10 protein-coding genes and 1 pseudogene are annotated in these 6,905 nt (G+C 34.4%); 3 read left to right on the top strand and 8 right to left on the bottom strand.

The annotated features are described in order from the left end of the window. Window positions 1–1,509 (bottom strand): annotated as a pseudogene (locus DMB92_RS09025) (hypothetical protein); the annotation flags it as partial. Window positions 1,510–1,641: 132 nt separating this feature from the next. Here DMB92_RS09025 and DMB92_RS09020 point away from each other — a divergent pair. From DMB92_RS09020 to DMB92_RS09010, 3 genes are read left to right on the top strand one after another with little or no spacing between them, the layout of a single operon-like run. Beyond that, window positions 1,642–2,064 (top strand): DUF3310 domain-containing protein, encoded by a 423-nt coding sequence (locus DMB92_RS09020; protein WP_142682732.1) that lies wholly within the window; start codon window positions 1,642–1,644, stop codon window positions 2,062–2,064. Then, window positions 2,048–3,637 (top strand): hypothetical protein, encoded by a 1,590-nt coding sequence (locus DMB92_RS09015; RefSeq protein WP_142682730.1) that lies wholly within the window; start codon window positions 2,048–2,050, stop codon window positions 3,635–3,637. Before DMB92_RS09020 ends, DMB92_RS09015 begins: the two co-directional genes overlap by 17 nt. A gap of 19 nt (window positions 3,638–3,656) precedes the next feature. Beyond that, window positions 3,657–4,088, top strand: a complete 432-nt coding sequence (locus DMB92_RS09010) for a hypothetical protein (RefSeq protein WP_142682728.1) — start codon at window positions 3,657–3,659, stop codon at window positions 4,086–4,088. 3 nt (window positions 4,089–4,091) lie between these two features. Here the strand turns inward: DMB92_RS09010 and DMB92_RS09005 are convergent, their stop codons facing one another. From DMB92_RS09005 to DMB92_RS08975, 7 genes are all read right to left on the bottom strand, one after another. Beyond that, window positions 4,092–4,376 carry a hypothetical protein gene (locus DMB92_RS09005; RefSeq protein WP_260604796.1) on the bottom strand — a complete coding sequence of 95 codons (285 nt, stop codon included), beginning with the start codon at window positions 4,374–4,376 and terminating at the stop codon, window positions 4,092–4,094. Between the two features lie 224 nt (window positions 4,377–4,600). Continuing rightward, complete coding sequence (locus DMB92_RS09000) at window positions 4,601–4,918, bottom strand: hypothetical protein (RefSeq protein WP_142682727.1); 318 nt, start codon at window positions 4,916–4,918, stop codon at window positions 4,601–4,603. Continuing rightward, window positions 4,915–5,232 carry a hypothetical protein gene (locus DMB92_RS08995; protein ID WP_142682725.1) on the bottom strand — a complete coding sequence of 106 codons (318 nt, stop codon included), beginning with the start codon at window positions 5,230–5,232 and terminating at the stop codon, window positions 4,915–4,917. Before DMB92_RS08995 ends, DMB92_RS09000 begins: the two co-directional genes overlap by 4 nt. A gap of 1 nt (window position 5,233) precedes the next feature. After that, complete coding sequence (locus DMB92_RS08990; protein WP_142682723.1) at window positions 5,234–5,539, bottom strand: hypothetical protein; 306 nt, start codon at window positions 5,537–5,539, stop codon at window positions 5,234–5,236. Between the two features lie 2 nt (window positions 5,540–5,541). Then, window positions 5,542–5,727, bottom strand: coding sequence for a hypothetical protein (locus DMB92_RS08985; RefSeq protein ID WP_142682722.1), 186 nt, complete (start codon window positions 5,725–5,727; stop codon window positions 5,542–5,544). Window positions 5,728–5,983: 256 nt separating this feature from the next. Continuing rightward, window positions 5,984–6,433, bottom strand: coding sequence for a DUF5675 family protein (locus DMB92_RS08980; RefSeq protein WP_142682720.1), 450 nt, complete (start codon window positions 6,431–6,433; stop codon window positions 5,984–5,986). Window positions 6,434–6,444: 11 nt separating this feature from the next. Beyond that, a complete protein-coding gene (locus tag DMB92_RS08975) occupies window positions 6,445–6,807 on the bottom strand; it encodes a hypothetical protein (protein ID WP_142682719.1) in 363 nt (120 codons plus the stop codon). Between the last annotated feature and the right edge of the window lie 98 nt (window positions 6,808–6,905).

Genomic DNA, 6,905 nt, shown 5'->3' with positions numbered 1-6,905 from the left:
GCCTCCAAATTTAGCCTTTGCTTCTTCTAAGGCTTCTTTTGCCTCAGCACTAAAGCTTTCATCGATGATACTTTCAGCTGCTCTTATGTTTTGAGTAGGCAAAGTTTTCACAATGCCAGCCACTGAGTAATCAGCCAAAGCCTTGCTCTTTTTCAAAGCATTTAAGCCCTTTTTAGCAAGATAAGGAGTAGCTATCATCACGCCATCACCAGCCGCACTTAAAAGCCCAGCTTGCACTGAGTAATCAAGCATATCTTTAAAATTATTTTCCCTATCAAGATAAGCATTGGCCACAGCCATATCAGTGCCTGCTCCTACAAAGCTACCCAAAGCACTACCGAACACGGAATTAATCAGCCTTGCCTGAGGCGTAGTTCCTTTTTTAGCCCCTGCTAAAGCCCCTGTTAAGCCTCCTGCGATTTCAAATTTGCTATCATTTAAGGTATTGGCAAAATTATCAAAAAAGCCGGTATTCACAAGATATTTTTGCTCCTTGCCCTTATCGTCTCTTTTGATAAAATATATTTCGCCCTCTTTATCAAGTCCAGCATCATCAAAGCCATTAAGCTCAGCTATGGTGTAAAGATCTTGCAAAAAATCTTTTTGCATTTGCTTAGCTTTTTCATCATCACTTAAAAAAAGATTTTTAAGCAAGGATTTTTCGTGAAATTGACTTAGGGTATTAACCGCCTTTTGCACCTCGCTAAAGATCATATCTTCAGCCTTGTATTTTTCTTTAAATTCTTTGAGATTTTCTTTGTCGCTTTGAAACCACTTCGCCGCAAAGCCAAGTTCATTTTCGATAAATTCTTTATCTTCTTCTTTTAGCCGTCCTCTTGTGTTTGCTATTTTTGCACGCTTTTGCTGTCTTTGATACTCAGCCTTTGCCATAAACTCATCGCTTGCAAAAAGATTGAAAGCATTTGCTAAAAAATTGCTGCCAAATTCGGCATTTTTGTGAAACTCACTGCTTAAATGTGCTTTTTCCCCCTTGCTTAAATCCTTAAAGTCTATGCCTTGTGTGATTTTTTCTTTGATATCTTTGTTAAAGCTTTTTTGTATGCTTTCATCGTATTTAAAAGGCTTTTCAAGACCCAAGCTTTCATTTAAGGCATTTGCACCCTTTTTGTAAAGCTCACCAAATCCTAAGAAATTTAAGGCTCTATCTTCGATTTTTTCTAAGGTGCTTTTGTTTTCAAGCTCTTTGATAGCTTCTTCTTTTTGTGTGATTTTTTCTTGCTCTAAAAGCTCATTTTTAGCCTTGTTAAAATCAGCTTCATTTAGCTTAGCTCTATCTTCAGGATTTAGCCAAAGTCTAGCCTCGTTAAATTTGCTTATTGTGCCTGTTTTGTTGCCTTTTTTAAGCTCTTCCAAGATCAAAGCATGGTCGTTGTGATAGTTTTTCTTGAAAGCTTCAAAATCAATGTCTGTATCTTGCGTTTGCAAAAAATCAACAATTTCTTTTTCATTATATCCAGCCTCAAGTGCCTTATCAAAGTCAAAATTCATATTTTTCCTTTTAGTGGGTTTAAAAATGCTCATATTTAAACAAATTAAGCCACTTTTTTAAAGGGGCAATTTTTTTAACCCTTGTTTTAAATCTTTGATTTTTCTAAATTTACTTTTAAAAAAAGGATAAAAATGCAAGATTTGATTAACAATCCAGCGCATTATAAAGGCTATGGCTTTGAAAGCTTAGAACTTCTAGAAAAGCTTTTTAAAAAAATGCACAAAAACATTAATGCCTTTTATCTTGGAAATGCCATTAAATACGCTTTAAGGTGCGAATTTAAAGGAAATAAGTTGCAAGATTTGCAAAAATGTGAGTTTTTTGTTAAAAAGCTTGAAATGTTCATCGATGATAGCGTTAAAACTAAAAATTTGCATGAAAGTTTCAAACCCTTTTCAAGCTATATAGAAAAGATAAGAGCTAAAAATGGGGATATAGCCACGCTTGTTTCTTGCCTTGTAGCCTTTGCTTTAGAGCCTTTTAAAAACAATCACGCCGTTTTGAAAGTTTTTATCCAAAAGCTGATCGAGGAAATGAATGGGTCAAAAGGCTAAAAAATGGGCTTTAAAAGCAAGAATGAACAAGTTTAAAAGAAAAGCCTTAAATAAATGGCGACCCATTTTAAACGAATATGATTTAAGAGTAGGAGACGAGTTTTTAAACTACGCAAGCGAGCAATACGGCTGGGCTAAGGCTGAAAGGGGCTTTTTAGGCTTTATCGCTAATTTTTTCTTTGCAAAGCCTTTAAATGTGCTTTTAGTTGCTGCTGCTGCCTGCTTAACCATACTTAGCGGTGGAACGCTTGCACCCATTTTTGGACAATTATTTGCTCAAATTTACATAGTAGCTGTTGTGAGTGCTACCATAATCAACTACGCAAGCAAGATCTATCAAGCTCAAAAAAGCTTTTTAATCGCACAAGATGAATACAGTGCCAAAGCAAGTGCGTTCGCCTTAACACAGAACACTGAGGCTGCAAAAAAGAGAGCTAAAGAAAGTGAGGCGATCACAAAAGATATGATTTATGGCGGATATGCCATTTATGCAAATGGGGCAATTTACAAAAATCAATTTGCAGGCATAAATAATAATTTTTCCTCCCAAATCGCTCCTGATAGTGCAAAAGGTATCTTTGGACAAGCTACAAACTCAAACATAGATGAAGCCTTGCAAAATAGAAGTGGTGGGGGCTTAGCAGGAGGAGAAAACTTTGCTAGCAAGGCTTTAAACATGCCCTTTCCGCTGGCAAGCTCTTTTGATAGTTCGCAGTATCAAACAATGATACAAGAAGCCTTTTTAGCAAGAAGCTTAAAGACGATCAAGGGCTTTAACAAGCTTGTGGAAAATGATTTTGGTATGAATACCTACGATAGCTTTTTAAAAGAAAAATTTAACGAACTTGATGAAAAGACCATGAAGCCCTTTAAAGCAAATCTAAGCCAGCTTGACTTTTTAAACAAAAACAAGGCTTATAACAAAGCGATATTAAGGGACTTTGATACGCTTTTGCTGAGTGATTTTAAAGAGCTTGAAAGCCCTGATAAAAAGCTTATACAAAAAGCACAAAAGGCTTATGAGGGGTATTTAAATGTTCAAAAACAAGAGTTAAATTTAAATAGCGACGCTTCACAAGAGCAAATTGCGACACAGCAAAAAAGCTTAAATGAAAAAAAGGCTAAAAGCTATGTGGAAAATGTGGAGTATTTGTTAAATTTGATCTTAAATGCTGATTTTTACTCTATCAAGGCTTTTGATGAACAAGAGCTTGATCATATCTACAAAGAAAAATCTACTCTTTTTAACAAGGCTTCTTTAATGCAAGGCAAAAAAATCACTGAAATTTTAAAGGCTAAAAAAGAGGAATTTAAGGATTTTTATAAGCTTGAAAGCTTTGTTAAGGACTTTTTGGCATTAAAGCCTTTGCAAAAATGCATAGGCTTTGAAAATGATAAACTAGCTTTTAGCGAGGCTAGGAGTGCAAGGCGTGTAAAGCTTTTAAATGAATATTATTTGTGCGAGTTTGAAACTAAGGATATGCTTATTTTAGAGGAATTTGCAAAAAAAGGCATTCCAAAAGCAAGCGTAGTTGATAGCTTTAATCTCAATGCATTTTATGAGGGATTTTAAAAAAACAAAAGGAGTAAAAATGTTTTCAATGATGTTAAGTAATGCAGGCTACAAAGTAGTCTTAGCTGGGGGGGGGGGGGAAAGGTATTTTAGTAAAAAAACAAGCATTAATGTAAATAGCTACAATGACGGCTATAAATCAGTAGCAATTGTTTTGCCAAATGTTACTTATCCTATCAAAGAAATCTTTGTCGAATATGAACTTTTTAATATGAGAACTGATTTCTATCCTTCTAAAAAAACGCTTGAACTTGTAGCAGTGCTTTATGGAGGCTTTGAGTATCATATCGGTTATTCAGCACATTACAAAATCCCAGCAAATGTGGTTTTAAGAAAAGGCAGTGCCTTAATCAACACAAACAACACCACGCAAGAAATTAGAATGTGGAGTAAAGCAAGTAACATTAAAAAGCCACACGCAAGGCTTAAAGCTACGATTTATTATGATTGAGGCTTATTTGCTATCTTGCAACTCTTTGATTTTGCTAATGTTGATCTCGCATTCTTTATAAGCTCTAAAAAGGCTTGAATACGCCCTTAAAATATCAAGTTCAGTTTTAACCTCTGGCTTAGCTAAGGGCTTAAGCTCTAAAAGGCTTTGAGGGATTTCTTGCTTGATGATTTGACTTTGTGTTAAAACTTCTTTTTTAGCACTACAAGCATTTAAAAAAATGAGTAGCATTAAAAGCCCAAAGATTAAAATCATTATATTTAAAAATCTTGTATCTGTGAATTTCATGATAATCCTTTATTTCAATTAAAGGATTTAAGAAGTATGGTAAATTTTAAAGGGATTAAAATGAATTAATCCCTAAAACAGCTAAAAGGATTACTATGAGTAAGCATAGTAAAAAGCCTTTAGTAAGATTATACCTTAAAATTGTTATTTTTAGGTTTAAAATTACCTTAAGGCTGAGGCGGATTTAATCCGCCCCTTTGGCTGTAACTCCTTAAATCCAAATTTCACTTATAAAGCTCATCAACTAAAGCATTAAAGCTTTTTACTAGCTCTTTGTTTTCTTTGTAAATGATAAGAGCCTTTTCATTTGCGACATTCACACTTTCATCTAAAGCCTCTTTTTCTTTGCTTGCTTTGCTCACGGCTTTTAGCTCTTCTTCATGCCTTTTTAAAGTAGCGTTTAAATCCTTTCTCAAGCTCTCATTTAAAGAACTAGCCAAAATCGCCCTTGCTCTCTCGCTCTCAAGCTCTTTTTTGATATGGTAAAAATACCCTAAAAAGCTTAAAAGTGCAGGGATTATAATCCAAATTAAAAGCTTCATTTCGCAGGTCCTTGCCTCGTGTTATTAAGCTCAAAATTAGGAGGCTTTGCTTTGCTTTCATTATCCTCAACAAAAAGCTTTTTAAGCACTTTATCCAAAGGCTTTGTTTGGTTGTTTTTCACATCAACAACTTGCCCTGTTGCTTCATAAATTTGAACCTCTTCAATCACAGCTTCAAGTTCGCTAGCCTCTATGTTTGTGTTTGTAAGCACGATTTTTTCTAGTGCTTTCATTTCATTGTAAAAATATATGCTTGCTCCAAAGGTTAAAATAAGGCACAAATAAACGATTTTCGTGTAGAATTTATAAGTCATGTTACCTCCTTAAGTTCATGATTTTTTCGACTAGTTCTAAGGCTTTTTCAATGCCAAGTATTGAGATGACGCCAACAATGCCAAGTTTTAGCTGATAGTTTTCAGTGAAGCTTCCACAAAGATAAAACAAAAACACAGCAAAGATAGTCGTGAAAATGAAATTACGTATAAAATCCACTGCAAAAAGCTTTAAATTGCTTTGACCCTCAGTATCGCTAAATTGCTTTTTAAAAAGGTCTAAATTGGCGATGATACTACACACAAAGCCTATAAGTATCACGGGCAAAAGTTCGTTGTAATTGATCATTTTTAGCCTCCATTTACTGCATTTAAAAGAGCGTAAAGACTAAAGACTAAACTTAGCGTGATTACTATCCATAAAGCCTTATGCAAAACCCAAAAATACCTTTTTGCAAAGGGTGGAATATCGCAGTGATTTTTTCCGATCAAAAACCATTTAAACAAGAAAAAATAATACCTTGCTTTTGTTTTCATTGTATTGTTTATGAGTTTTTAAAGAAGTTTAAGCTAAGATACTTTCAAGGGTTTGCCACTGAGCTAGCCCTCAGTAGCTAATCTTACCCTAGAAAGTAGGTGTTTTAGATGAAACTGCTTCGCTACATCTTAGCTCTTATTATACTACTAATGCTTTGCTATGTCAAGGCTTATTAGTGTATGCCCTGTGAAAACAGGGCGGCTAAATGTAGCACTCAGTGGCTCCTTTAAAAACTCTACTCCTTTCTATATAAATTTAAAACTCATTAACTATCACAAGCTTAAGATTTGATAAGTCTTTAAGCTCGTTTAGCTTTTCGTAAAACTCTTTTACTGCTTGCGTGCTTTGCGTGATACTATCACTTCCCGTAACAAAGCCCTTACCAAGTAAGATACAACCTAAAGTATCTTTATGTGTGTTTCCTGCGTGGATTAAAATGCAACGCTCTTTAGCCACCTTGTCATTATAGATACGAATAGCTTTTTGATTTGCAACATTTAAAGCCTTTGCAAGTCTTGGGCTAAATTTAGGGCTTTGATACCATTCAAGCTTATAAGTATCTGCTGGAATTCTTAAATCCTTGCCACTTGCTAAGCCCTCTTCATCTTCTTCTAAAGTAAAACAAAGAAAAGTTTCATCTAAATAAAGCTTGCCAACCACACAAGTTTTTTCTTTGTAACGCCTTTTAATCGTGATTTGCTTCATATGTGCCTCCTTTAAGTTAAATTTAGTTTTTTTGTGTAAAATTTACGCATGGAAAGAGTTAAGATACATTTAGATTTACTTAAGACATTTACCATAATCTTTTTAACTTCACTTTTTTCAATGAGTGCTTTTTTGGTCATAAATTTTAAAAGCTTAGAAAGTTGGCAAGTGCTAATCATAGCTTTGAGCATAATCTTAAATTTGATTTTGCTTATATTCTTAAGCTTAGGCATTTTAAAGCAACTTAAAACATTAAAGGATATAAAATGATAGATACTCCTACTCTTGCCCTTATTGCTGGTTTTGTTGGTTTTGCTGGTGCTTGTTTTGTTATAGCTTTTTTGGTTTTCAAGCTCAAAAATATCTAAGCTCATCACGCCTTATCCTCTACCTTTTTTATATTTTTCGCATTGATGATAACATTGCCTTTATTATCAAGCCCAAAACTTTCTGTTGGCAAAAGTGAAGCACT

It is taken from the genome of Campylobacter sp. MIT 99-7217 (assembly GCF_006864365.1).
Taxonomy (GTDB): Bacteria; Campylobacterota; Campylobacteria; order Campylobacterales; family Campylobacteraceae; genus Campylobacter_D.
The sequence above is the reverse complement of the archived record's forward strand: the minus strand, read 5'-3'. Positions and strand labels throughout refer to the sequence as shown.

Coding starts and splice junctions, on each gene's coding strand:
- DMB92_RS09005 (WP_260604796.1), bottom strand. CDS start 4,376: ATGAAATTCACAGATACAAGATTTTTAAATATAATGATTTTAATCTTT.
- DMB92_RS08995 (WP_142682725.1), bottom strand. CDS start 5,232: ATGACTTATAAATTCTACACGAAAATCGTTTATTTGTGCCTTATTTTA.
- DMB92_RS08985 (WP_142682722.1), bottom strand. CDS start 5,727: ATGAAAACAAAAGCAAGGTATTATTTTTTCTTGTTTAAATGGTTTTTG.
- DMB92_RS08980 (WP_142682720.1), bottom strand. CDS start 6,433: ATGAAGCAAATCACGATTAAAAGGCGTTACAAAGAAAAAACTTGTGTG.
- DMB92_RS09000 (WP_142682727.1), bottom strand. CDS start 4,918: ATGAAGCTTTTAATTTGGATTATAATCCCTGCACTTTTAAGCTTTTTA.
- DMB92_RS09020 (WP_142682732.1), top strand. CDS start 1,642: ATGCAAGATTTGATTAACAATCCAGCGCATTATAAAGGCTATGGCTTT.
- DMB92_RS09010 (WP_142682728.1), top strand. CDS start 3,657: ATGTTTTCAATGATGTTAAGTAATGCAGGCTACAAAGTAGTCTTAGCT.
- DMB92_RS08975 (WP_142682719.1), bottom strand. CDS start 6,807: ATGAGCTTAGATATTTTTGAGCTTGAAAACCAAAAAAGCTATAACAAA.
- DMB92_RS08990 (WP_142682723.1), bottom strand. CDS start 5,539: ATGATCAATTACAACGAACTTTTGCCCGTGATACTTATAGGCTTTGTG.
- DMB92_RS09015 (WP_142682730.1), top strand. CDS start 2,048: ATGGGTCAAAAGGCTAAAAAATGGGCTTTAAAAGCAAGAATGAACAAG.